23 protein-coding genes and 1 pseudogene are annotated in these 25,253 nt (G+C 36.0%); 10 read left to right on the top strand and 14 right to left on the bottom strand.

All coding sequences use genetic code 11. The features are described from left to right. Positions 1-74: 74 nt before the first annotated feature. Positions 75-1,055 carry a LuxE/PaaK family acyltransferase gene (locus tag FNW21_RS14425; RefSeq protein ID WP_144257460.1) on the top strand — a complete coding sequence of 327 codons (981 nt, stop codon included), beginning with the start codon at positions 75-77 and terminating at the stop codon, positions 1,053-1,055. On the opposite strand, the gene FNW21_RS14420 is transcribed toward FNW21_RS14425, so the two are convergent. From FNW21_RS14420 to tyrS, 3 genes are read right to left on the bottom strand one after another with little or no spacing between them, the layout of a single operon-like run. Then, positions 1,056-1,310 carry a type II toxin-antitoxin system RelE family toxin gene (locus FNW21_RS14420; RefSeq protein WP_144257459.1) on the bottom strand — a complete coding sequence of 85 codons (255 nt, stop codon included), beginning with the start codon at positions 1,308-1,310 and terminating at the stop codon, positions 1,056-1,058. Then, positions 1,310-1,516 carry a hypothetical protein gene (locus FNW21_RS14415; RefSeq protein ID WP_144257458.1) on the bottom strand — a complete coding sequence of 69 codons (207 nt, stop codon included), beginning with the start codon at positions 1,514-1,516 and terminating at the stop codon, positions 1,310-1,312. The genes FNW21_RS14420 and FNW21_RS14415 overlap by 1 nt, the downstream gene beginning before the upstream one ends. 28 nt (positions 1,517-1,544) lie before the next feature. Further along, a complete protein-coding gene (gene tyrS / locus FNW21_RS14410; protein ID WP_144257457.1) occupies positions 1,545-2,843 on the bottom strand; it encodes a tyrosine--tRNA ligase in 1,299 nt (432 codons plus the stop codon). Positions 2,844-2,958: 115 nt separating this feature from the next. Here tyrS and FNW21_RS14405 point away from each other — a divergent pair, with 115 nt between their 5' ends. Next, positions 2,959-3,954 carry an NAD-dependent epimerase/dehydratase family protein gene (locus FNW21_RS14405; RefSeq protein WP_144257456.1) on the top strand — a complete coding sequence of 332 codons (996 nt, stop codon included), beginning with the start codon at positions 2,959-2,961 and terminating at the stop codon, positions 3,952-3,954. Between the two features lie 7 nt (positions 3,955-3,961). On the opposite strand, the gene FNW21_RS14400 is transcribed toward FNW21_RS14405, so the two are convergent. From FNW21_RS14400 to FNW21_RS14390, 3 genes are read right to left on the bottom strand one after another with little or no spacing between them, the layout of a single operon-like run. After that, positions 3,962-4,381: a DUF4296 domain-containing protein gene (locus FNW21_RS14400; protein WP_144257455.1), complete on the bottom strand. Its 420-nt coding sequence runs from the start codon at positions 4,379-4,381 to the stop codon at positions 3,962-3,964. Positions 4,382-4,387: 6 nt separating this feature from the next. Then, positions 4,388-5,728 carry a dihydroorotase gene (locus FNW21_RS14395; protein ID WP_144257454.1) on the bottom strand — a complete coding sequence of 447 codons (1,341 nt, stop codon included), beginning with the start codon at positions 5,726-5,728 and terminating at the stop codon, positions 4,388-4,390. A 10-nt stretch (positions 5,729-5,738) separates the two neighbouring features. Next, entirely contained in the window at positions 5,739-6,464 is a 726-nt protein-coding gene (locus FNW21_RS14390; protein ID WP_144257453.1) for a polyprenol monophosphomannose synthase, read from the bottom strand. 105 nt (positions 6,465-6,569) lie between these two features. On the opposite strand from FNW21_RS14390, the gene FNW21_RS14385 reads away from it, so the two are divergent. Both FNW21_RS14385 and FNW21_RS14380 read left to right on the top strand, forming a co-directional pair. Continuing rightward, positions 6,570-7,241, top strand: coding sequence for a DUF4271 domain-containing protein (locus tag FNW21_RS14385; RefSeq protein ID WP_144257452.1), 672 nt, complete (start codon positions 6,570-6,572; stop codon positions 7,239-7,241). 13 nt (positions 7,242-7,254) lie between these two features. Then, positions 7,255-8,004, top strand: a complete 750-nt coding sequence (locus FNW21_RS14380; RefSeq protein WP_144257451.1) for a uroporphyrinogen-III synthase — start codon at positions 7,255-7,257, stop codon at positions 8,002-8,004. Between the two features lie 458 nt (positions 8,005-8,462). Here the strand turns inward: FNW21_RS14380 and FNW21_RS14375 are convergent, their stop codons facing one another. Both FNW21_RS14375 and gldJ read right to left on the bottom strand, forming a co-directional pair. Further along, positions 8,463-9,746 (bottom strand): UDP-N-acetylmuramoyl-tripeptide--D-alanyl-D-alanine ligase, encoded by a 1,284-nt coding sequence (locus FNW21_RS14375; RefSeq protein WP_144257450.1) that lies wholly within the window; start codon positions 9,744-9,746, stop codon positions 8,463-8,465. Between the two features lie 67 nt (positions 9,747-9,813). After that, on the bottom strand, positions 9,814-11,499 hold the full coding sequence (gene gldJ / locus FNW21_RS14370; RefSeq protein ID WP_144257449.1) for a gliding motility lipoprotein GldJ: 1,686 nt from the start codon (positions 11,497-11,499) through the stop codon (positions 9,814-9,816). A 210-nt stretch (positions 11,500-11,709) separates the two neighbouring features. Between gldJ and porU the strand changes: the two genes are divergently transcribed. From porU to FNW21_RS14345, 5 genes are all read left to right on the top strand, one after another. Further along, entirely contained in the window at positions 11,710-15,546 is a 3,837-nt protein-coding gene (gene porU / locus FNW21_RS14365) for a type IX secretion system sortase PorU (RefSeq protein WP_144257448.1), read from the top strand. Between the two features lie 39 nt (positions 15,547-15,585). Beyond that, positions 15,586-16,758: a type IX secretion system outer membrane channel protein PorV gene (gene porV / locus FNW21_RS14360; RefSeq protein ID WP_144257447.1), complete on the top strand. Its 1,173-nt coding sequence runs from the start codon at positions 15,586-15,588 to the stop codon at positions 16,756-16,758. Between the two features lie 78 nt (positions 16,759-16,836). After that, positions 16,837-17,319, top strand: a complete 483-nt coding sequence (gene cdd / locus FNW21_RS14355) for a cytidine deaminase (RefSeq protein ID WP_144257446.1) — start codon at positions 16,837-16,839, stop codon at positions 17,317-17,319. Between the two features lie 144 nt (positions 17,320-17,463). Next, entirely contained in the window at positions 17,464-18,462 is a 999-nt protein-coding gene (pdhA, locus tag FNW21_RS14350; RefSeq protein WP_144257445.1) for a pyruvate dehydrogenase (acetyl-transferring) E1 component subunit alpha, read from the top strand. Positions 18,463-18,468: 6 nt separating this feature from the next. Beyond that, on the top strand, positions 18,469-20,109 hold the full coding sequence (locus FNW21_RS14345; protein ID WP_144257444.1) for a pyruvate dehydrogenase complex dihydrolipoamide acetyltransferase: 1,641 nt from the start codon (positions 18,469-18,471) through the stop codon (positions 20,107-20,109). A gap of 309 nt (positions 20,110-20,418) precedes the next feature. Here the strand turns inward: FNW21_RS14345 and rpmA are convergent, their stop codons facing one another. Together rpmA and rplU are read right to left on the bottom strand one after the other, a co-directional pair. Further along, the gene (gene rpmA, locus FNW21_RS14340) at positions 20,419-20,679 is read right to left on the bottom strand and encodes a 50S ribosomal protein L27 (RefSeq protein ID WP_007805051.1); all 261 of its coding nucleotides are present in this window, start codon (positions 20,677-20,679) and stop codon (positions 20,419-20,421) included. Between the two features lie 23 nt (positions 20,680-20,702). Further along, positions 20,703-21,095 carry a 50S ribosomal protein L21 gene (gene rplU / locus FNW21_RS14335; RefSeq protein ID WP_144257443.1) on the bottom strand — a complete coding sequence of 131 codons (393 nt, stop codon included), beginning with the start codon at positions 21,093-21,095 and terminating at the stop codon, positions 20,703-20,705. A gap of 532 nt (positions 21,096-21,627) precedes the next feature. Between rplU and FNW21_RS16375 the strand changes: the two genes are divergently transcribed. Then, complete coding sequence (locus tag FNW21_RS16375) at positions 21,628-21,789, top strand: hypothetical protein (RefSeq protein ID WP_185963940.1); 162 nt, start codon at positions 21,628-21,630, stop codon at positions 21,787-21,789. Positions 21,790-21,820: 31 nt separating this feature from the next. Here the strand turns inward: FNW21_RS16375 and FNW21_RS14330 are convergent, their stop codons facing one another. From FNW21_RS14330 to FNW21_RS14315, 4 genes and pseudogenes are all read right to left on the bottom strand, one after another. Continuing rightward, positions 21,821-22,267 (bottom strand): contact-dependent growth inhibition system immunity protein, encoded by a 447-nt coding sequence (locus tag FNW21_RS14330; RefSeq protein ID WP_144257442.1) that lies wholly within the window; start codon positions 22,265-22,267, stop codon positions 21,821-21,823. Between the two features lie 6 nt (positions 22,268-22,273). Then, positions 22,274-22,900 (bottom strand): endonuclease toxin domain-containing protein, encoded by a 627-nt coding sequence (locus tag FNW21_RS16590; RefSeq protein WP_394344694.1) that lies wholly within the window; start codon positions 22,898-22,900, stop codon positions 22,274-22,276. 117 nt (positions 22,901-23,017) lie between these two features. After that, a pseudogene (locus tag FNW21_RS16780) lies at positions 23,018-23,194 on the bottom strand (RHS repeat-associated core domain-containing protein); the annotation flags it as partial. Positions 23,195-24,323: 1,129 nt separating this feature from the next. Continuing rightward, positions 24,324-25,253, bottom strand: a 930-nt coding sequence (locus tag FNW21_RS14315) for a tyrosine-type recombinase/integrase (protein ID WP_144257441.1), incomplete at its 5' end; no start/stop codon positions are given.

The following is a 25,253-nucleotide window of genomic DNA, read 5'->3' as shown; positions in this document are numbered from 1 at the left end:
TTTTTTGTTCAAAAAATAATTCTTCCGATTCTAAATCGCAAAAATGTATTTATTGATACCTTTGCCAAAAAAACTTGATTACAGCCAGCGATATATTTACCATTTCGAACCAAAAGCAATTTGAAAAAATAGCCTTGAAAGTCTTTCGGTTTCAATACGAAAACAATATTCCATACCATGAATTTTGTAATTTATTAAAAACCGACGTTCAAAAAGTAAAATCGATTCGAGAGATACCTTTTTTGCCCATTCAGTTTTTCAAAACGCACGCTGTAGTTTCAAATAGCAATCCCATTCAAGAAACCTTTACCAGTAGCGGTACCACTGGAGTGTTTATCAGTAAACATCTAGTTACTGACCGCACTTTGTATGAGGAAAGCTATCGATCAGGATTTTCGCAATTTTATGGCGGCATTCAGGATTATGTTGTGCTGGCATTACTCCCTTCGTATCTAGAAAGAGAAGGTTCTTCCTTAATTTATATGGTCGAAGATTTGATTCAATCCTCTAATCATCCCGAAAGTGGTTTTTACTTGCACGACCACGAAGAATTGATCAAAAAATTGATTCCTTTAGACGCTTCGGGCCAAAATGTGATTTTGATTGGGGTTACGTATGCGTTATTGGATTTAATCGAAAAGGAAAAATTGCAATTGCAAAACACCATTATCATGGAGACAGGTGGTATGAAAGGCAAACGCAAAGAAATGATTCGGGAGGAATTACACGAGCAACTGTGTGCTGGTTTTGGTGTTTCAAGCATTCACTCGGAATACGGCATGACCGAGTTGCTTTCACAAGCCTACTCATTGGGGGACGGTATTTTTGAATGTCCTAGCTGGATGCAAGTACACATTCGCGATACGCAAGATGCTTTGGCTTATGTAAAAGAAGGAAAAACGGGCGGTATTAATGTGATTGATTTGGCCAATATCAATTCCTGTTCCTTTATCGCCACACAAGACTTGGGCAAAAAATATCCCAATACCACATTTGAAGTATTGGGACGTTTTGACACAAGTGATATTCGTGGGTGTAACTTGATGGTTGTTTAGCTATTCATAAATCTCTTTTCTATGACCTAAATCAACAACATCAATTAGTAGTATTTCATCAAAAATTTCATAGATAACTCTGTAATCTCCAACACGAATTCTATATCCTTTTCTACCTTTAAGTTTTCTATAACCTTGCGGTCGAGGGTTTTCTGCTAAACTATAAATTTGTTTTTTGATTGCGGAATAATAAGGCTCATTAATTTTGATTAAAGCTTTTAACACTTTAGTTCTAAATTCAATAGTGTAAACCATTATTTTGCTGTTTTTCGCTTTTCTTCAATAATTTTAAATGCTTCATCTATAGCTATTCGATACCCGTCATCCTCTCTTTTGGCTTCATCATAAAGGCGAACATCTTCTAAATCTTCCAATTTTTCGAGTAATTTGTTGTATTTTTTTATGGGCAACAAAACAGCTGTCCTATTTCCTTTTTCGTCAGTCAAAAATTGAGTTTCCATAGTTTTTATTTCAAGTAAAGTTATAAATTTATTTAACTCGAATCACAAAATAATTTTTCTTCCCGCTTTGCAACAATACAAACTGATTGTTAATTAACTCATTTGCCGAAAGGACAAAACTCTCCGTTACTTTTTCTTTATTTACCGATATAGAATTAGCAGTTAAGGCACGTCTTGCTTCCCCATTTGATTTGAAAAAACCAGTTTTCTCGTTCAAAACGGTAATGATATCTATTCCTGCCTCGAGAGTGTCTTTTTGAATTTCGGCTTGTGGAACACCATTAAAAACTTCTAGAAAAGTAGTTTCGTCTAGTTGCTTTAAATCGGCTGCTGTGGCATTTCCAAAAAGGATGTTCGATGCTTTTATGGCTTTTTCTAATTCGGCTGCCGAGTGAACAAAAATCGTAAGTTCTTCGGCTAATTTTCGTTGTAAAACCCTTAAATGTGGTGCTTTTTGATGCTCTTCTATCAATGCTTCAATGGTTTCTTTGTCCAGAAAAGTAAAGATTTTAATATATTTTTCGGCATCAACATCCGTGGTGTTCAACCAAAATTGATAAAAAGTGTACACCGAAGTTTTATCGGCGGTTAGCCAAACGTTACCACCTTCGGATTTTCCGAATTTAGAACCATCCGCTTTTGTAATCAAAGGACACGTCATTGCATACGCTTTGGCCTCTTCTCCCACATTCATTCTACGAACCAACTCGGTTCCTGTAGTGATATTTCCCCATTGATCACTACCGCCCATTTGTAGCAAACAGTTGTATTCTTTGTGCAAATGATAAAAATCGTAGCCTTGAATTAATTGGTATGTGAACTCGGTAAAGGACATTCCTTCGCCTTCGCCAGCCAAACGTTTTTTGACCGAATCCTTTGCCATCATATAGTTTACGGTGATTCTTTTGCCCACATCACGCGCAAAATTGATAAAGGACAACTCCTTCATCCAATCGTAATTATTCACCAATACTGCCGCATTGTTATCAGTAGCATTAAAGTCTAAAAAGCGAGAGAGAACACTTTTTATACCCTCTACATTATGATTCAAAGTAGCTTCGTCCAATAAATTTCGCTCGTCTGATTTGCCTGATGGATCACCTATCATTCCTGTTGCGCCACCTACTAATGCGATGGGTTTGTGGCCAAAGTTTTTTAAATGCACCAACAAAATAATAGGAACTAAACTCCCAATATGCAACGAATCTGACGTGGGGTCAAACCCAATGTAGGTCGTTGTCATTTCTTTGAGTAATTGCTCTTCGGTTCCTGGCATGATGTCATGAACCAAGCCACGCCATTGCAATTCGGAAATAATATTTTTCATTCTTAAAGTATCTAATTTTGGCAAAGATAAAATTTAATGTTGAATCGGTTATTTCTTTAGTCCGTTAATCCAAAAAAAATCGCAATTCCTAATTGGTAATTCGTAAATTAGCCACATGGTATTAGTTACAGGAGGAACAGGATTGGTTGGTGCGCATTTACTACTTCATTTGGTAGAAAATGAAAAACAAGTTCGTGCCATTTATCGAAATCTTGAAAGCATCCAAAAAACCAAATCTCTATTTGATTTGTATCAAAAAACAGCTTTGTTCGCTGCTGTCGAATGGTTACCCGCTGATATTACTGATATTCCAACTTTGGAAAAAGCCTTTCTTGGCATAACTCATGTCTATCATTGTGCGGCCTTGATTTCATTTGATCCAAAAGAGGAAGACGCAATTAGAAAAATCAACATCGAAGGAACGGCAAATATTGTCAATTTTTGTCTTGCAAATGGGGTTAAAAAACTGTGTTATGTGAGTTCAATCGCTGCACTTGGCGACAAAGCAACGTACGAAAAAGAAATAACAGAAGAAACAGAATGGAATCCCGAAAAACTGCATAGCGATTATGCCATTTCTAAATATGGTGCCGAAATGGAAATTTGGCGCGGGCAACAAGAGGGTTTACAAGTCCTTGTTGTTAATCCTGGCGTGATACTTGGCCCCGGATTTTGGGAACAGGGAAGTGGTTTACTTTTTACAAAAATAAAAAATGGACTTTCGTTTTATACATCAGGAAACACCGGTTTTGTTGCGGTTACGGATGTTGTTAGGATTTTATTTCAATTAATGAAAAGTGAAATCAGCAACGAAAGATTCACTTTAATAGCCGATAATTATGTTTTTCGTGACATTTTAAATTCCATCGCCGATGCGTATCAAGTAAAAAGACCAACCAATGAGGCGAGTCCGTTTATGATGGAAATTTTCTGTCGCATCGATTGGTTATTGTCGGTGGTTTTTCAACAAAAGAGAAAATTAACACGAGCTACTGCAAAAGCATCCTACTCAAAAGAGTTGTATTCCAATCAAAAGATAAAAAGCGTTATCAATCCCAATTTCAAAGCCATCCCTGACTATATAAAAGAAATAATCAATATGAAAAAGTAGTTTTTTGCTACCGAATTTGCTTTGTTTGCCTACTAATAGAATCCGAAGCTCTTTTTGAAGCTGCTTGTTTGATTTTGCTTTTTGCTTTTACCACAGCTTCTATTTCTTTGTTTTTAGCATTCAATCGAGTGCCAATTTCATCAAACATGGCTTTGTATGCTTCGATATTTGAGGCGTAATACATGTTGCTTTTGAGAACTTGAATGCTATCTGTTTTGTATTTATTGTAAATAAATTGACTAGGACTTACTTTTTTATTCCCTATTTTTCCTAAATTTTGATATTTTGAAGCTTCTAGAAGGGATAAATCATACAATATATCGACCATGACCTTTTTTTCGATAAGGTCTTTTGGTTTTTTAATAGCTTCCTCCTTACAACCTGACAACGAGAAAACTAGAATAAAAAATACTATAAGTTGCTTCATTTTATGCTATCTATCAAATAATAATCGTTTTCCGGCTCGAATTTCTTTTACTTTAAAAGCGGTATAAACCAATTGTCCGTTTACAAAAGTATGTGTAATTCTCGACTTAAAGGTAAATCCTTCAAAAGGAGACCAACCACATTTGGCTAAAATATTTTCTTTTTTTACGCTCCAAGGCAATCCTGAATTTACAATAACTAAATCCGCATAATACCCTACTTTTATAAAACCACGCCTTTCGATTTTGAAAATTTTAGCGGGATTATGACACATCTTTTCGACTATTTTTTCAACACTAATTTTTCCTTTATGAAAACCCTCAAACATAGCCACAACCGCATGTTGTACTAATGGGCCACCAGATGGCGCAGAGAGATACGGCAATTTTTTCTCGTCGATGGTGTGTGGTGCATGATCCGTAGCGATAACGTCAATGCGATCATCGAGCAAGGCTTCCCAGAGCACTTTCCGGTCGTTAGCAGTTTTTACCGCTGGATTCCATTTGATAAGATTGCCTTTGGTGGCGTAATCGTCATTGGTAAACCATAAATGATGCACGCAAACTTCGGCAGTAATTTTCTTGTCTTCCAAAGGAATTTTATTGGTAAACAAATCCATTTCTTTGGCAGTCGAAAGATGAAAAATATGCAATCTTGCACCTGTTTTTTTGGCCAAAGCAACTGCTTTCGAAGACGAAATATAACACGCCTCTTCGCTTCTAATTAAGTGATGAACTGTTACTGGAACGTCCTCGCCATATTCGGCTTTGTATTTTTCTAAATTGTTTTTTATGGTCGCTTCATCCTCACAATGTACGGCTATAAGCATAGGAGTACTAGAGAATATTTTTTCTAAAGTGGCTTCGTTGTCGACCAACATGTTTCCTGTTGAGGAGCCTAAAAATATTTTTATTCCCGCAACATTTTTTGGATTTGTTTTAAGAATTTCGTCTAAATTATCATTGGTTGCTCCCATCATAAACGAATAATTCGCATAGGAGTTTTGCGCAGCAATTTGGTATTTTTGTTCCAATATTTCTTGGGTAACCGCATTCGGAATCGTGTTGGGTTGCTCGATAAAAGAGGTGATTCCTCCAGCAACGGAAGCTCTTGACTCTGATTCAATATCGCCTTTATGCGTTAATCCGGGTTCTCTAAAATGCACTTGATCGTCTATTGCGCCTGGGATTAGATAATTCCCCTCGGCATCAATAATTTTACAATTCGAAGATTTGGCACTAATACTCTCTGAAATTTCAACAATAATGTCCTCTTCAATTAATACATCTCCTTCAAAAATTACTCCTTCATTTACAATCTTGGCATTCTTAATTAAAATCCTATTCATTTTATCTTTCTTACAAGGTGTTGATTAATTTTCTTAATCGAAGTGCTATTACTCCAAAAACGGCTTCTATAATAATCGAATTGCTCATTTTAGAAACCCCTTTGGTTCTATCGGTAAAAATAATAGGCACTTCGGTAATGGCAAATTTACTGCAATAGGTTCGGTATTTCATTTCTATCTGAAAAGCGTAACCTACAAATTTGATCTTATCTAAATTTATTTTTTCTAATACTTGTCTTTTGTAACACACAAATCCCGCTGTGGCGTCGTGGATTTTCATCCCCGTAATAATCCTGACATAAACCGAGGCAAAATACGACATCAAAACTCGACTTAAAGGCCAGTTAACCACATTTACTCCCGTAACATATCGAGAGCCAATAGCTAGATGTGCTCCTCCAAAATGGCAGGCATCATACAGTTTTTCCAAATCATTTGGGTTGTGCGAAAAATCAGCATCCATCTCGAAAATAAATTCGTATTTATGTGACAAAGCCCACTTAAAACCATGAACATACGCCGTCCCTAAACCTGATTTCTTGGCTCTTTGTTCTAAAAATAATCTACCTTTAAATTCAGATTGAAGCACTTTGACTTTATCAGCAGTATGATCCGGTGAATTGTCGTCAATAATAAGGACATGAAAAAGCTTGTGTTGTGATAGCACTGCTCTAATAATGCTTTCGATGTTCTCAATCTCGTTATAGGTAGGAATTATAACAATACAATCATTCATATTTTTTGAGTAATTTCAACGCAAAAGTAAACTTTTTATGCCATTTGATTCATAATAAATTTATAATAAAAAGATTGATATAAAAAATTAGTAATTTTGTGAACTATGATTGAAAACGTACTTCATTTGAGAATAACAGAGAACAAAGACTGGGCAACCGTTTTGTTTGTCGTATCCTTTGCCGTTATCGCAATTACCAAGTCCATTTCGGAAAATAGATTTGGCGATTTTTTGCGATTAATCTACTCCGATAAATATACCAAAATCTACAAAGACAGTAGTCATTTGATGAGTAGTTTTACCGTATCCTTATTTTTAGTACAAGTAGTTTCGTTCACATTTTTCGTGCAATTGTTATTGAGTTATGCCGGTTATGCTTCAAAAACGGATTGGATGTTGTTCATTCAGCTTTTTACATTGCTTATTTTCTTTATTCTAGCTAAATTTTTAATCGAAAAAATAATAGCTACCGCTTTTGGAATAGAGGAATTTGTAGAGCAATTTAATCTAAAGAAAGTCACGTATCGAACTTATATTGGCTTAATTATCTTACCTGTAGATATTATATTCTTTTATTTTGATACTATAACCGCTAATTTTCCACTCTATATTACTTGTCTTCTGGTAGCTGTAAACGTGCTAACTTATTTGATTGCAATAAAAAACTATCAAAATTTAATATTAAGTAAGTTGTTTTATTTTATTTTATATCTTTGCACTCTTGAAATAGCCCCCTATTATTTTTTGTATTATTGGTTTACAAAAAGGAATACTTAGAAAATGTCATTATATGAAAGTGAAAACAATTTTGGTGTCACAACCAGAGCCTAAAGTGGAAAATTCTCCATACTTTGAGCTTCAACTAAAGCATAAGGTAAAAATTGATTTCAGACCTTTTATTCATGTAGAAGGAGTTAGCGCCAAAGAGATTCGATTACAAAAAATCGATCTTAACAACTACACCGCAATCATTTTAACAAGCCGAAATGCCGTAGATCATTTCTTTAGAGTTGCAGACGAAATGCGTTTTAAAGTTCCTGAAGGGTTAAAATATTTTTGTCAATCAGAAGCGATTGCTTTTTATTTACAAAAATATGTAGTTTACCGCAAACGCAAAATTTATGTAGGTCCAAAAGATTTTGCTGATTTATCGCCATTGATTAAAAAATACAAAGACGAAAAATTCCTACTACCCGCTTCAGATCAATTGAATGCTGATGCTCCAATTACGTTGAATGCTTTAAAAGTAGACTGGACTCCAGCAACTTTTTATAAAACAGTAATGAGTGATTTGTCTGATTTAGCGGATGTCTATTATGATGTTTTGGCTTTTTTCAGTCCAACTGGTATAAAATCATTGTATAAAAATTTTCCAGATTTTGAACAAAACAACACTCGAATAGCCGTTTTTGGTAGTACTACTCAAAAAGAAGCTCTGGATCATGGATTGCGCATTGATATTCTCGCTCCAACTCCTGAAACTCCTTCAATGACAATGGCTTTGGAAAGATATATCACAGAAGCAAATAAAGGAAAATAAGTCCTTCCCAGAAATAGTAAAAATCCAAATTACAACGAATACTGTTGTAATTTGGATTTTTTTGTTCTATTTCACAAATATTTCTACTTCATTTGATTCAAGTTACAACTGAAAAAATTGTAGATTATTGATGATAAAAAGCGCACAAATAAATAGTGCAACTTTTTTTAGTAAAAACACCTGAACAATTAAGTAACAATCATCGTATGATGTCGTGTTTTAAAAATCAGACAAAATGGAGTAATAGATTGATTTTGAGTGATTATTGATAATAATTGCTTCTTTTGACTTTACGACATTAAAACTTTCGACTTACTTAACAATCATCGTATGATGTCGTGTTTTAAAAATCAGACAAAATGGAGTAATAGATTGATTTTGAGTTATTATTGATAATAATTGCTTCTTTTGACTTTACGACATTAAAACTTTCGACTTATTTAGTCATGAAGCCTTTGTTATAAAAAATCCAATGTTCTTTCTAACGCCATTCCGCGTGAACCTTTTATCAAAATAGTACTATTTTCTATTTTATTGTGCTCTAAATAAACCGAAAAAGCTTCAAATGAATCGTAAAAATAAAAATTGTTTTGAGCCAATTGATTTTGAAAAAATGCGTTTCCTATAAAAAAGCAATGAATGTTTTTTGCCTTGTACAATAGTGTAACGATGGCTTTATGTTCTTCAAGACTTTCCTCGCCTAGTTCAAACATGTCACCCAATATGATTTTTTTATTGGGACTTTCTAACTGTAAAAAATTTTCTATTGCCACCGCCATACTACTTGGATTGGCATTATAAGCATCCAGAATTATCTCATTACTGCCCTTGGTGACTAATTGAGATCGATTGTTTTCTGGAATATAATTTTCTAATGCTGCTTTGCAATCTAAAGTAGGAACTTTGAAATAGTTGCCCATTGTAAGTGCTGCATTTATATTATTTGCATTATAAAGTCCAATCAAGTGTGTTGTTATAGTGAGGTCTGAAAATTGAATCGATACAAATGGATTCGCTTTTATAGCAGTTATATTTACAGCCGCATTGGATTTATTTATTCCAAAGGTAAACGACTTTAACAAAGCAGATTTTGCTACCTGAATAGGGTCTTCAAGGTTTACAAATGCCATTTTGTTAGTGCTATAAAGATAGTCATACATTTCGCTTTTTCCGATAATAACTCCTTCAACTCCTCCAAATCCTTCTAAATGTGCTTTGCCGAAATTAGTAATATAACCAAAATCTGGTTTTGCTAATTCGCATAAAAAAGCGATTTCTTTTTTGTGATTGGCGCCCATTTCTACAATTCCAATTTCGGTTTGAGAGGTAAAGGAGAGCAGCGTTAAAGGAACACCTATGTGATTGTTTAAGTTACCAACAGTAGCTTTGGTGTTGTATTTTCTGGACAGAACCGCAAAAATTAATTCTTTGGTTGTTGTTTTTCCGTTACTACCAGTAAGCGCAATTATGGGGAGATTTAAATAACTTCTATGAAATTTGGCTAATTCTTGCAGTGTAGTTAGACTGTTTGCTACTAGGATCGTTCGGTCGTCAATAAAATAGTCTTTGTTGTCTATTATAACGTAAGCAGCTCCTTTTTCGAGGGCTTCTTTGGCAAAAGTATTGGCGTCAAATCGTTCCCCTTTTATGGCTACAAATAAGGAATTCGTTTCTATTTTGCGCGTGTCAATTGAAACTGAATTGCATTTTAAAAACAAACTATGAATGTGAGTTATATTCATTTTAAAAACGTTTTAAAAAATAAAAGCCCTAATCAAAGGGCTTTTATAAATAATAATAGAATCAGAATTAATTTCTAGCTGATTTTCTTTTTTCAGATTTTGGACCAACTCTAGACATAGCACATCTAAATCCAATGTAATCCGTTGCCATATCTTGAGGGAAGTATCTTCTTTGCGCAGGATCTAACCAATACGCTCTGTCTCTCCAAGACCCCCCTTTGTACACTCTTACTTTATCGTTGATAAGAGTTGTTCTCTTGCTTGATTGGTCGTATTTTCTAACCATTTTACCTAAACTGTCTGTGGTGACATTGTGTTTTGGTGAGTTATACATTTCTTGACCGTCTTTTTCCTTTTTGGTACTTTCACTAGAGTTTCCAAAATCATAATAGCGAGTAGATTGTTTATCACCATCTCTATAATTGATGTTGTCACTTTTGTCAAAATTTTGTCTTAAATAAGTCTCTTGTTCATCAACGGGAACTTGTGCGATTTGACCAGGAAAGCTTCTTACTACAATTTTACCATTGCTCAAAGTATCAGATGTCATTGTTTCTTTAGTAACTATTTCTACTTTACCATCTTTACCAATCTTGTTTTTGGTATAGAGATTTCCTCTAAAATAGTTGAAATCATTTCCTTCGTTATCGATTATTGGTCTGTAAACATCGGCAACCCATTCAGCTACGTTTCCAGCCATATCATACAATCCAAAATCATTTGCTGGGTATTTTTTTACTTCATTAGTAATATCAGCACCATCATCAGACCATCCTGCAATCCCACCGTAATCTCCATTTCCTTGTTTGAAGTTGGCTAATTGATCGCCTTTGCTTTGTCTTTTTCCTGAACGAGTATAGTCACCTGACCAAGGGTATTTTTTCTGACCTTTGTAAATGTTGTATTCTCTTTGTCCTACATCAGCAGCAGCGGCATATTCCCATTCGGCTTCAGTTGGTAATCTATATTCAGGTAATAAAATTCCAGAGGAACGTTGTGCATAGACATTTTTTTCTTCGGTTACTTTACCGTCTTTACCTGCTTTTGGTGCTTTTCTAGCACCTTTTCTACCTTTTAAAACTATTTCTTCGTTACCTCCGTATGTTTTTGTAGGCGAATTCAAGTAGGTTTCAGTGCTGAAAGTGCTTTCGGCCGATACGTCTTTGGTTTTTGCGTCTTTTTTAAGGTAGCCACTTTTTTCTAACAAAGCTTCGTTTACACGTTCAGTTCTCCATTTGCTAAATTCTGTCGCTTGAATCCAGTTTACACCTACTACTGGATAATTAGCATAAGATGGGTGTCTTAAGTAATTATTAGTCATGGTTTCATTGTATCCTAATCTGTTTCTCCAAACTAAAGTATCTGGCGAAGCACCTTCGTAAATGTTTTTATAGTTTTCTTCGGTTGGTGGAAACACTTTTTTCAACCATTCTAGGTATTCTAAATACATAAAATTGGTAACCTCTGTCTCGTCCATATAAAAGGACTGAACGTGTTGTTGCGTGGGTGTATTATTCCAATCGTGCATGACATCATCCTGCACTTTACCCATTGTAAATGTTCCTCCTTCTACAAAGACCAAACCAGGACCTGCTTGCTGTTTCTTACTCGAAGCCGCTTTTTGTCCATTGACATTCCATCCTGTAGCTCTTGAAGCACTTTTCGAACTAGATTTCTTACTACAACTTGCAAAACCTACAATCAATAACATTGATGCAACTAATTGTAAGGTTATAATTTTGTTTACTTTCATACTCTTTAATAGGTAATAATTTAGGTGTCGCAATATAATAATTAACGATTAACTGGCAACAACATTTTAAAATAATTTTAGGTTACTCAAATCGATTTATTGAATTACATAACAGAAACGCAAATTTATACTTTTTATTATTTACTATTGCACTAATTGGGTTATTTTTACTGCTTATACTATTTAGTTCCAAATGACGTTTGAAAAATAATGAAAAAATTACTTTTAGTTTGTTTTGTGTTGATCTCGACGGTTTCTTTTGCTCAAAATAAAAGCAATATAACCATCGATTGGCAAGGGAAAAAAGAAATGGCTGTAGGCGATTACAAAATCATTGTTCCTAGTTTTAGTGGTTCCAATTATTTTTTTGACACTAGCCAAAAAGCGTTGTTTTATACCCTAAAGATTTCTGAATCAGCTTCCCAGAATAGTAATTCTATACAAATAAGTAATGTGGTTTATGAGTCGGTGACGGTTGCTCAATTGGGTGATTTAGATCTTTCGAATGTTCCAAAAACGCCATCAGAATCCCTTCAAATAACTAATTCTAGAGGAGTTAGAGCTGTTTTTTTGACTCTTTCGCCAATCGTAAAAGATGAATCAGGATACAAACGAATACTTTCGTTTTCGTATGCAACTACAACAAATGCGACTGCCTCTCGTTTTGAAAAGACCAGTAAAACCAGTAGTTTGATTACTAATTCAGTACTAGCTACAGGAGATTGGTATCAATTTTATACTGAAAAATCAGGTGTTTATAAAATTTCTAAAAGTTTTTTGCAGCAACTAGGGCTTAATGTTAGCAATGTTGATCCTAGAAAAATAAAAATTTATGGTAACGGAGGCAAAATGATTCCTTTGTCGAATGATAATGACTATCCATTGGATTTGACCGAGAATCCCATAGAAATTATTGGCGAAAGCGATGGTGTTTTTGATGCAAATGATTACATTTTGTTTTACGCAGAAGGAACTGATACTTGGAATGACGAAAGCCAAACATTCAATAATTTATATGATACCAAGTCCTATTATTATGTAACGATTCAAGGTGATGACGGAAAAAGAATTCCTGAAATGGCACAGCCAACAGGAAACAGCACCTTGACTTTGAGTACTTTTGACGACCATCAACACCATGAACTGGATTTAATAAACGTTTTGCGTTTAGGAAGGCAGTGGTTTGGAGAAAGTTTTGAAATTAATTCAGATCAAGAATTTGAATTTAATTTTCCTAATATCGATGTGAGTGTTCCTGCCAAAATCTCAACTGTTACAGCCGCTGCCGCTTTTACACCCACTTCGTTTAAGATTGCGGCTAATGGTCAAGATATAGGTAGTATTAATTTACCTTCGTTGATTAGTTATTCGGATACGTTGTATAATTTGGGTGGCTTGCCTAGCAATGCGACTTTTACTCCTACGGAAAATGTCAAAATCAAATACAGCTTTAACAATAACGGTGTGGCAGGTTCAGAGGGGTATTTGGATTATATTGCCGTTGTTGCCAAACGGAAATTGATAGGCTACGGAAAACAATTCCATTTTCAATACGATGCTGCATTTTCTAGCCAAGGAATTGTGAGTTATGCATTATCAAATGCGGCTTCCATTCCTGAAATTTGGGATGTAACGGATTTATTTGCGGTTACCAAAGTCGTTAATAGCAATCAAAGTGCGTTTTCGTTCAAAGCTACTTTGGGAGAAGTTAGGAAATACATCGCATTAGATACGGCTGATTTTTTGACTCCGTTAAAAACAAGTAAAACCAAAATCAGCAATCAAAACTTAAAAGGAACGCTTTTCAAAAATGCACAAGGTATTTTTCAAGACATCGATTATGTCATTATAACACCCGATTTTTTGGTTACTCAAGCTCAAAAATTAGCCGAATTTCATCGGGTTAATGCTAATTTGAATGTCAAGGTAATCACTTTAGAAAGCATTTATCAAGAGTTTTCGTCAGGCAAACAGGATATTGCTGCCATCAGAAATTGTATTAAATACCTCTATGACAATGCTTCTTCGGCTGAAAAAAGAGTGAAATACGTCAATCTTTTTGGCGATGCGTCTTATGATTATAAAAATAGAATTGCTAATAATTCTAATATTGTTCCTATTTATCATGCTTTAAAGAGTAACACATCTGGAGAATCTTCTTTTGCATCAGATGATTTTTATGGATTAATGGATGTGAATGAAGGGAATATTATTTCTTATTTTGGCGGAATTGATATTGCAATTGGGCGAATGCCTGTGAATGATGCGGTTCAAGCCGAAGAAATGGTCAACAAAGTGATTGAATACCATGACTTGAAATCATACGGAAGTTGGCGCAATAATTTTGTATTAATTTCTGACGATGCCGATGCGGTTTCCGATGCTTCTTTGCAAAATAAACAAAATATTTTGGCCGATTTAATTACCTCCGAAAAGCCTTTTTTGAATGTTTCCAAAGTTTTTATGGATTCCTATGTGCAAGAAGCTTCTGCTGGTGGATCGCGGTATCCCAAAGCGAGAGAAGATATTTTTAATGCTTTCGAAAAAGGAGCTTTGGTTTTTAATTACCTAGGACATGGTGGGGAAGATGGTTTGTCAGCAGAGCGAATTTGGGAAAAAGCCGATGGACAAAACTTAAGCAACCAATACAAATACCCGTTGTTTGTAACCATAACCTGCGAATTTTCACGTTTTGATAACCCGTCAAGACCCACAGCTGGTGAATATACCTATTGGAATCCAAAAGGCGGCGCTATATCTATGATTACAACCATTAGATCTATCGGGCAATTTAGTGCCGAAAATTTCAATAGTTTGTTGACCAAAAATTTATTGTCTTTTGGTTCAAACTCTTATACTTCGATGGCAGAAGCGCTTCGGATATCTAAAAATGAAAATCCCAATTCAGCCACAAACGTGGTTTTTTATTTAGGGGATCCTGCTATAATGCTCGCCGTTCCAAAACCAAAAATTACCCTGACCAAAGTCAATGATGTCACCATTACACAAGCTGTAGATGATTTTAAATCCTTGGGAAAAATAAAATTAACTGGAGAAATAACCGACGAAAATAATAATAAACTGACCAATTATAATGGCGAGATTGCCACAACTATTTTTGACAAAAACATCTCAAGAATAACCTTAAATAACGATGGCAATAGTGCGCCAATGCCTTTTGTGACTTTGGGCGAAACCATTTTTAGAGGAAATGCAACCGTTGCCAATGGGCAATTTGAGTTCAGTTTTGTGGTGCCAAGAGATATTAGAGTTCCACTTGGAAATGGAAGAATTAGTTTTTATGCCAAAAAAAATCAAACCTTGGAGAATCAAACGGGTTATGACACTACTATAAAAATAGGTGGTATAAACGAAAATGCAACCGTAGACAATATTAGTCCAAGAGTGAAGTTATATATGAACGATGAAAGTTTTGTGTCAGGCGGTATAACCAATGAGTCTCCGTTTTTAGTAGCACTATTAGAAGATGAGAATGGAATAAATACTGCCAGTGGAATAGGGCATGATATTGTGGCGATTTTGGATGGGGATGAGAGTAATCCCTATATATTAAATGATTATTACCAAACCAAATTAGATGATTTTACGCATGGCACAGTGCGTTTTCCGTTGCGTAATTTGGCCGTAGGGGTGCATACGATAACGTTCAAAGCTTGGGATGTGTACAATAATCCCATTGTTACTGAAATTCAGTTTGTGGTTGTAGGAGATCAAACCATAACGTTGACTCATGTGTTGAATTATCCCAACCCGTTTGTTAATTACACGGAGTTTTGGTTTACACACAACCGCCCGTATGAACCATTAGAAGTTCAAGTACAGGTCATGACGATTACGGGAAAAATTGTTTGGACCAAAAATCAAATTATTACCACCGAAGGATTTCTGTCCAAAGAAATCACTTGGGACGGTAAAGATGATTTTGGCGATAGACTGGCAAAAGGCGTCTATATTTATAAATTAACTGTAAAATCAAGTTTGAGTAACAAGAAGACCGAAAAATTTGAAAAATTAGTTATCCTTTAATATTATACTATATATTTGTTAAATAAATTTAAAATTAGAATGAAAAAAACTGCGTTAATTTTTGTTTTTATGTTGGTTGTTTCTGTTGCAAAAGCGCAAGATAACAGAGTCATAACCACTGGAGTTCCTTTTTTGTTAGTAGCTGCCGATGCTAGAGCAGCAGGTATGGCGGATATTGGTGTTGCTTCCTCTCCTGATGCTTTTTCGCAACAATGGAATCCCGCTAAATATGCTTTCGCTACAGATAAGCAAGGATTTTCTATAAGCTATACGCCTTATCTTACGGATTTAGTCAATGACATTTCACTTGGTCAAATTACGTATTATAATAGATTAAACGAACGAAGTGCTTTTGCAGGAAGTTTGCGTTATTTTGGACTTGGCGATATCGAGTTGCGTGAAACTGGTGATCCAAATGAGGTGCCTCGTATTGTTTCTCCAAACGAATTTGCTTTTGATGGTTCGTATTCCTTGCAATTGAGCGAAAAATTCTCCATGGCAGTAGCGGGTCGTTATATTCGTTCGAGTTTAAAAGTAGCTTCGGATAATGTGGATGCTTCGCCAGCAAGTTCTTTTGCAGTAGATATTGCAGGATATTTTCAATCAGAAGAAATCGCCTACAATGATTTTAACGGAAGATGGAGAGCTGGATTCAATATTCAAAATTTAGGACCAAAAATCAGCTACGATGGCGATCAATTCAATAGTAATTTCTTGCCAGCGAATTTGAAAATAGGAACTGGTTTTGATTTTATTTTAGACGAATACAATAAGGTAGGCGTTAATGTAGAATTCAGTAAATTATTAGTACCAACGCCTCAAAATCCTGATTTGAATGGAGACGGAACTGTAACTACCGAAGAAAGTGCTCAAAATAATGAAAATTACCGTAAAATTGGATGGACATCTGGAGTTTTTAAATCTTTTAATGATGCGCCAAATGGTTTTAGCGAAGAGTTAAAAGAGGTTACTTATGCCGTTGGAGCCGAATATGAATACCAAGAATCGTTTGCATTGCGTACGGGTTATTTTCACGAAAGTGATCAAAAAGGATCTCGAAAATTCTTCTCCATGGGAGCAGGATTCAAATATAATGTGGTAAAAGTGGATGTTTCTTATTTGTTTTCGGCTTCAAAAGTGAAGAATCCTTTGGAAAATACCTTGCGTTTTTCGTTGACATTTAATTTTGGCGACAAATACGAAACCTACTAGAAACAAAAAAATATTAGTAACAATCCAAATTTTATCTTTTGTTAAAGAGATAAAATTTGGATTTTTTTATTCAAAATAATGAAAAAAATAACCATTACGACTACTTTCTCGGCCTACGACTCCATTGCTGATTTGCCTTTGGAAAGTCAAGATTTGATGCAACAAGCCATAAAAGCCAGGATTAATGCCTATGCGCCGTATTCTAAATTTAGAGTTGGTGTAGCTTTACTATTGGATAACGGAAAAATTATTTTAGGCTCCAATCAAGAAAACGCAGCCTATCCTTCTGGACTTTGTGCCGAGAGGGTCGCTGTTTTTTATGCAGGCGCCAATTTTCCAGAAGCCAAAATTTTGCAAATGGCAATTACAGCGGCATCGGATACTAATACGACCACTGTTCCTATTCCGCCCTGTGGTGCTTGCAGGCAATCGATAGCTGAATATGAAATAAAACAAGACACCCCTATAATAATCTATTTTATGGGAGAAATAGGGGCGGTTTATAAATCGGACTCCCTCAAAAACCTACTTCCGTTTCTATTTGACAAAAAATACCTTTAAAAATCCTAAAAACTAGGCTATAAATTTTATTGCGTCCTTGGAATGTCTTATTTTTGCTTTTCGCAAATTTGTGGTGAGGCAACTATTTTGCGTTATAGGTCACCATTGACAATACAATAACATTTAGCAAAAGAATTATTTCAGATGAAAGAAGTTACAAAAGAAGTTTATTTAAAGTGGTATGAAGATATGTTGCTTTGGAGAAAGTTTGAAGACAAACTTGCAGCCTTATATATCCAACAAAAAGTAAGAGGTTTTCTTCACTTATACAACGGTCAAGAGGCAGTACTAGCGGGCGCACTACACGCTATGGACTTAACAAAAGACAAAATGATTACGGCTTATAGAAACCACGTTCAGCCCATAGGAATGGGTGTGGATCCAAGACGTATCATGGCGGAATTAATGGGAAAAGTTACGGGAACTTCTAAAGGAATGGGAGGCTCGATGCATATTTTTTCTAAAGAACACCGTTTTTATGGAGGTCACGGAATTGTAGGTGGACAAATACCAGTAGGTGCTGGATTAGCATTTGGAGATAAATACAATGGAACAGGTGGCGTAACCATGACCTATTTTGGGGATGGTGCTGCGCGTCAAGGTTCCTTACACGAAGCCTTCAATATGGCAATGTTATGGAAACTTCCAGTAGTATTTATTGTTGAAAATAATGGATATGCCATGGGTACATCTGTAGAAAGAACCGCTAATCATACGGATATTTGGAAACTAGGTTTAGGGTACGAAATGCCTTGTGGGCCAGTAGACGGAATGAATCCTGTAAAAGTAGCCGAAGCAATGACTGAAGCTATCGACAGAGCACGACGTGGTGATGGGCCAACATTTCTTGAAATGAAAACCTACCGTTATAGAGGTCACTCCATGTCCGATGCACAATTGTATCGTTCCAAAGATGAAGTGGAAGAATACAAAAAAATAGATCCAATTACGCAAGTTCTTGACGTAATAAAAGATCAAAAATATGCTACACAAGAAGAAATTGAAGCTATCGAACAAAGAGTGAAGGATTTAGTTGAAGAATGTGTGAAATTTGCCGAAGAATCTCCATATCCAGAAATCCAACAACTATACGACGTAGTATACGATCAAGAAAACTATCCATTTACACCTCATAAACTATAATCAATTATGGCAACAATAATTACAATGCCTCGTTTGAGCGATACAATGACGGAAGGAACGGTAGCGACTTGGCTAAAAAAAGTAGGAGACAAAATTAGCGAAGGAGATATTCTAGCCGAAATTGAAACCGATAAAGCAACTATGGAATTTGAATCCTTTAACGAAGGAACTTTATTGTACATAGGAATCCCAGAAGGAGAAACCGCACCTGTAGATTCCTTATTAGCTATCATTGGTAACGAGGGCGAAGATGTTTCGGCTCTTATTGCGGGTGGTGTATCAGCTCCTGAAGAAGCTAAAACAACAGTTGTGACTCCTGAACCAATTGCCGAAGTTAAGGCTGAAGCACCTGCAAAAACAGCTGCCTCACTTCTTGCTGGAGTAATCGTAGTAACTATGCCTCGTTTGAGCGATACTATGACCGAAGGAACGGTAGCAACGTGGTTGAAAAAAGTAGGAGATACAGTAGCTGAAGGAGATATTCTAGCCGAAATCGAAACGGATAAAGCCACAATGGAATTCGAATCCTTCAATGAAGGAACTTTATTGTACATTGGTATTCAAGAGGGCGATGCGGCACCAGTTGATAGTTTATTAGCTATCATTGGGCCTGCAGGAACAGATATTAGTGGTGTTGCCGAGAATTATACTGTTGGTGGTGCGCCACAAGCAGCTCCCGCAACAGCAACTGTAGAGACAAAAGCAGCCCCAGTAGCAACCGCTGCGCATGTTGAGCAAGAAGCGCCTGTTGATGGGCCGCGTATTTTGGCTTCGCCATTGGCTAAAAAAATAGCGAGTGACAAAGGCATTCAATTGACACAGGTAAAAGGTTCTGGTGAAAATGGACGTATTGTAAAAAGCGATATCGAAAACTTTAGCCCAAAAGTTGTTGCGCCTGCAGCAGCAACAGCTCCAACAAAAGTAGAAACAACCTCGGTTGCCAAACCATTTGTACCTGCAGGAGAAGTGTTTACCGAAGAGATAAAAAATTCGCAAATGCGAAAAATTATTGCCAAACGTTTAGCCGAATCTTTATTTACTGCGCCTCATTATAATCTAGTGATCGAAGTAACTATGGACGATGCCATGCAGTCAAGAGCAATAATCAATAGTGTGCCTGATACAAAAGTGTCGTTTAATGATATGGTTATAAAGGCGTGTGCTTTGGCCTTAAAAAAACACCCAAAAATAAATTCACAATGGAAAGAGGATGTCATCATCATCAACCACCATGTGAACGTAGGTGTTGCGGTAGCTGTAGAAGACGGTTTGGTAGTTCCAGTATTACGTTTTACAGATGCTATGAGCTTGTCGCAAATAGGGGCTAGTGTAAGAGATCTTGCTGGCAGAGCCAAAAACAAAAAATTACTCCCAACAGAAATGGAAGGCAGTACTTTTACGGTTTCTAATCTTGGAATGTTTGGTATAACCGAATTCAATTCGATTATCAACCAGCCTAATTCGGCTATTTTATCAGTGGGAGCCATTGTGCAAAAACCAGTTGTAAAAAACGGTCAAATTGTAGTAGGAAACACGATGATGTTATCATTGGCTTGCGATCATAGAACAATTGATGGTGCTACAGGAGCACAGTTCTTGCAAACTTTAAAACAATATATAGAGAACCCAGTTACGATGCTAGCCTAATAGCGCATTAGTTACTATTAAAAATCCCGTTTTGAGTAATCAAAATGGGATTTTTTTTTACCAGTGCTATTTTAAAAGAGTCCCATAATTCTTTATCACATCGAGTCTTTCGACTTCACTCAATACAGGTAAAAGTCGAGATGCTATAATGGTTCTCGACTGCAATTGGACTATTAAATGGTATTACTATACTGCTGTTATTACAGTAGTTTGCTCTTTTCTTTAAAAACAAAAACTGATGATACTCTATATAAAAAAATCCCGTTTCAGTTGAAACGGGATTTTCTGGATACTTTAAAATCGTATGAATTATGCTTCGAACGGAAGTATAGAAACGTATGATTTGTTATCTCTTTTCTTTTGGAACTTTACAACTCCATCTACTCTTGCGTGTAGGGTGTGATCTTTACTAATGTAAACGTTTTCACCTGGATTATGTTTTGAACCTCTTTGTCTTACGATGATGTTCCCAGCAATAGCAGCTTGACCACCAAAAATCTTAACACCTAAACGTTTTGATTCTGATTCTCTACCATTTTTAGAACTACCGACACCTTTCTTGTGAGCCATGACGTATTAGTTTTATATTGTTATTATTCTTGTGTCTCTTCTTTTTTAGCTTTTGGAGCTTTTTTTACTTTTGGAGCTGCGTCTTCAGTTGCTTTTGTAGCGCCTGATGCAGTAATACCTTCAATTACAATTTGAGTAAGATACTGTCTGTGACCGTTTCTCTTTTTGTATCCTTTTCTTCTTTTCTTTTTGAAAACGATAACTTTATCTCCTTTTAAGTGTTGTAACACTTTAGCTTCTACTGAAGCACCTTCTATAGCTGGGGCGCCTATTGTGATTGTACCGTTGTCGTCAAGCAAATAAACTTTGTCGAATGAAACTGTTGTTCCTTCTTCATTTGCCAAACGGTGAACGTAAACCTTTAGGTCTTTGCTAACTTTAAACTGTTGCCCTGCTATCTCTACGATTGCATACATAACAAATTGTTTTATAAATTTTTAAGGTTGCAAATATACAATTAAAAATTAAACCTGCAATTCTTATCATGAAAAATTACATTTAAGTTTTTTGTTCCAAAATCACTAAACTGTAGCCGCAAATAGTTAGTCTGCTATTTGCTGATCTTGCCAATCGGGACAGGGGCTGAAAGCATCGCAGAGCATCACGGTTTTTCGATGAATTCTCCTTCTTGATGAACACTTCGAACAGCTTGTGGTTGGGTATCGCTCTTGTATTCGCTTTTTAGGATTTTTTCTACTACAGGAGCTATTTCCAGCTATTCGTTACAATCTTGTGAGCCAAACCCCGGCTCACAAGGATTTTCACTACTATCTGGGCATCCGTTTTCATAAAAAATGTAGTTTCATAAACCAAAAAACCTCAATCAAATAAACTTTGACCGAGGTTTTTTTGTTGTTTGCTGCTAAATATGTAAACTTATTTTAGGACGAGACAGACCAGCGGGGGAGCTGGTTAGCTTCCGTATTAGGAACTAGCACCGATTATTTAATGAACGGTAAAACAGGGCAAGTAGAAGCGCAACTAACCGATATGGAACTTATAAAACAGTTTCAGGAAGTAGAAAAACTAAACTCCGAAGAAAAACATCTTGTAAAAATTTTTCTCGATGCTTTCATAACAAAAAAGAAAATTCAGCAATTAGCGCAATAGAAAAAGCCCCAATTTGGGGCTTTTTTTGTTTCTATTTACACCTTGATAGTGCTAGTTCTAATGCTTTTACTAATTCTTCTTTTGGTGAGTTAAAGGGTAACTTTACCGTTAAGTCCTCTTTAAATCCTGAAAAACCTTCCTTTGAACCTTTATTTTCCCAAGGGACAAAGACTACAATTCCATCTCTAACATAAAGACTTAAATTTATTGTATTGTCGTGTAAAGCTTTCATCGTTTTTACTCCCATTGCTTTTAAAAATTCTTGATGTCTTGTTTTAGGGTCTTCTACTGGTCTGCCTCCTTCTTTACTAAACTCCAGCGCATATAAAATCTTATCTAATAACTCTGTAGAATTTAAATTATACTCCGTTATGTAAGGAGGGATTGCATAAGAACCACTATCCTTAACAACTAAATTGGGATGTATTATATATTTATTATCTTTTAAAAATCTTTTTATAACAACTGACTTTGTCATTTTTTTCTATTTTATAAATCGTATAGTTACATTAATATCTTTATCTAAAGCATATTGTATGGCTTGATTAATTTGACCCCATTGTGCTTCCGAACCTTTACCACTTTGTACTGCTAATTCTAATGCTTTGCTCGTATAACTCTCTCCTTGTGTTACAGCTGTACCGCCCCAAGTTTTACTTGAAAAACTAGACAAACTATCAACATAACCTTTAAGTGTATTTAGTACGCTATTTCCCTTCTGGTACGATGTTGCTGTTAAATCCATACTTTTAATACTAGTTGCAACACCATTTTCTATTTTATCAATAGTAGGGAAGTTTCTAGCCCAACTAGCATCTGCTCCAAGCATATTCTCTATCGCTCTTCCTCTTTGTAATGCGTTCAGACTCCAAACACTTTCTCCTGCACGAAGAGCACCAACACCTTGAATAATCTTACCTACTGCAATATCCGTAGCCATCATTTCAGCACCAATGCGCGCTCCATCTGCCATCATCATTCCTGGGTCATTGAACCTTGCAACTCTTATATCACTCGCTGGAAGATGTATGTCAGATTGTGGAAGACTTCTCGGGTCTCCAGACATAATCTTTTGCATAGCCCTATCTTCTTTGGCTTGTTTTTGAGCCATATGGCTTTTTAATTCTTGAAGTGTATAATTTCCGCCAACTCCTCCTGTAACTCTTGGTCCATTTTGTGCTGTTGCTAAATTACCGTTAAGATGGAAAGAAAGTTCTAATCCCTCAAGGTCAGTTCCGCTTGTTACATTATTTTCTGCAAACGCAAAAGGAGAGTTATGTGGATATGTTCCTGCAAGTGGATCTATTTGCCAAAACCTTCCCAAAGCTGGGTCGGAAGTTCTGAATTTAAAGAAGTAAACATTAAGCCCTAATTCGTCTTGCAATTCTTTTCCGTTGAACTTATACTTGTAACTGCTTAACCGTTTTTTAGACCGCTTTTGCGTTTACTTATGACTCACTTTTGACAAAATTTATTTTTTTAAGAACGTTCCCTTATCATTTTTCTTTGCTTTTCAAAAGTAGTTTTTTTTCTTTTAATTGAAGAAAAAGAGATTGTTTTTATTCATCCAACAATTAAACCAAAAAAGCCAAAATCTCTAAATTCGGCAACCCAATTTTCCCGATAAATCTTTAATTATGCGCTCGATTTTTTTGGAAGATTGCCAAAACGTAAATGTTGTTTTTCAGATAAATTCCCCTTGGCAATCTTCTAAAAAAATGAGCATAGCCCTACGGCGATTGAGTTATGCGGTGCTACAATAAACACCCCAAGTGAAGCAAAAAAAGCGTTATCCATTCCAACTCATAGAAAGCTTTTTTTGCTGAACGGGTGGCGGTGTTGCGGTCACTGACAGCCACCCTGGACCGAAAGCCCTTTTTCGGGGGCGTAGGGACAGGAGCGTGTAACGGCAACCGAACAAGTAAAGCGTCAGCGGAACAAATCTATAAAATCAGCCCTTTTCGGGCGTTCCTATTGAGGTTGATGGCTGGCGGTAGAGCAACCGCCAAAACACAAGGGGCGGTGGACGCGAACACTGACCCGCATTTTTCTTGCGGGTTTGTGTTGCGGACGCAGTAGCCCCGACGAACGCAGGAAGTGAGTGTGTGAAGATGAGGACGAGGAAGCGTAGTAACTGCCTGCCTTTTTTCAAGGCTGGCAGGTGCTATGCTGACGAGTGGACTGTGGAACGGAGGCTTTTTTCAGCCGACTGGAACAGCCGAACGGAACAAAACGAACGACCGGAGGGAGACCGCTTTTTTGCTTCTGCTGTTTGTTTGCAGATTGGTTCTTTTTTATTCCTATATTTGATGTATGGATTTAATAAACGCTATCGGTTTTATTGCTTCCCTTTTTGGGATTTATTCGTTTGTAAAAAACGATACGTCTTTATTTTCCCTTTTTAAAAAAAACCTTTTTTTAAGTGCACGTGTACTTCCATATGGGCTTGACACAGGTTTACTTCTTTTAAAAAAAATCTAAAAAGTAATATATTATATTACTAACTAACATATTTTGCTACTTTTCAGCCTGTTTTATCCGATTGGATGGAAGCTGTCAATTTCCTTTTGCAAGTCGTCAATATCGTTTATTAAATACGCTTCTGTAGATATAATTCGTTTGTGTCCTGCTCGGTATTGTACTTGTCTTAAATTATAATTCTTTAACCAATATGTTATTACCGATGCCCGAACTTGTAAAAAATTGATAAACTTTGGGTTTTGTTCTTTTAGTTCTTCTGTTAATCGCTTGTAGATATTTAGTGTACTTGGGTCTTTTACCTGTGTTTGTCCTGATGGTGGCGTGCTTAAAAATAATAGTTTAGTTTGCTGTATTTGGTATTGTAGTAGTTCGTTTCTAGTTTTATACTGATACTCCATTAAATCCATTATTTGGCTTGATTTCAGCTCCAGTGTTCGGTCTTTTCCTGTTCTTCCGCCCGTGATGTCTATTTTGCCATTTCGCAGGTCTAAACTATCTATTGTAATTCTGCTAACTTCTGCCGTTGTGATGCCTTGATTCAATAATAAACCTATAATAACTTTGTTTCTTTCTTTACTTAATTTATAGGCGTTAAACCAATTGTGATGGCTTTTGGGATGTTCCTGTGTTGGTACTTGATAATTTTCGTAGATGCTTTGTAATTCCTGTGGTGTTAGTATTGGATAGAGTTTTTGTTTTTGTCCTCCTTGTAGTTTTATCCTGTTGGCTGGATTGTCTTTTCTTTTGTTGTTTTCTATTTGGAAGTTGAAGAAGTGTTTTAGTGCCGATAACCTTAATTTTCTTGTTTCTGATGCTATGCCTTTTTTTTGCAAGTGAGCCAAGTATAACATTATTTCCTTTTCTGTACATTTCTCAACTTCTGTATTATCCTTATCCAAAAAGCTGATAAAATTCATTGTTTGATAATGGTACATTTCGGCTGTAGTCTTGCTTAATTCCTGTTGTTTTAAGTAGCTTTTAAA

The sequence above is a fragment of the Flavobacterium restrictum genome, assembly GCF_007097245.1.
GTDB classification, from domain to species: Bacteria; Bacteroidota; Bacteroidia; order Flavobacteriales; family Flavobacteriaceae; genus Flavobacterium; species Flavobacterium restrictum.
The sequence above is the reverse complement of the archived record's forward strand: the minus strand, read 5'-3'. Positions and strand labels throughout refer to the sequence as shown.